The 470-nt window shown below is 56.8% G+C and carries 1 pseudogene; it reads left to right on the forward strand.

Annotation, left to right across the window (positions count from 1 at the left end):
• A pseudogene (locus ACYFDN_RS21425) lies at nt 1–470 on the forward strand (hypothetical protein); the annotation flags it as partial.

Here is a 470-nt window from a genome sequence, read left to right on the forward strand (position 1 = left end):
GGCTCGCTCACGCCGGGTGTTTATGGTTCGGGCGGCAGCCACGGTGGTCAAGGTGGTGGCGCAGGGGTTAGTGGCAGTGGTGATGCGGCACCAGCCTTTGGTAGCTATAAAGAGCCTGTGAGTTTTGGCTCGGGTGGTTGTTATTATGGCAGTTGTAGTTCTTATACCCTTGGTGGTGGGGCGATTAAGCTTGTGGTGGCGAATAGCCTACGGCTTGATGGTGCTATTTTGGCGACAGGTGGGTACTCAAGTTATCGTGGTGGTGGTGCCGGCGGTTCGGTGTGGATTGACGCCGGTACTCTAAGCGGTAGTGGGTCTATTAATGTACGTGGTGCAAATGGGTCAGTTGAATCATCAGGTGGCGGCGGTGGCCGGGTGGCACTGTACTACGACCTACTGGATGGTTTTGATGTTGAAGCGCAAGTGGATGTGCGTGGTGGGAGCCGTGACCGCTCGGGCCAGCATGGTGG

It is taken from the genome of Agarivorans sp. D1326 (assembly GCF_056958115.1).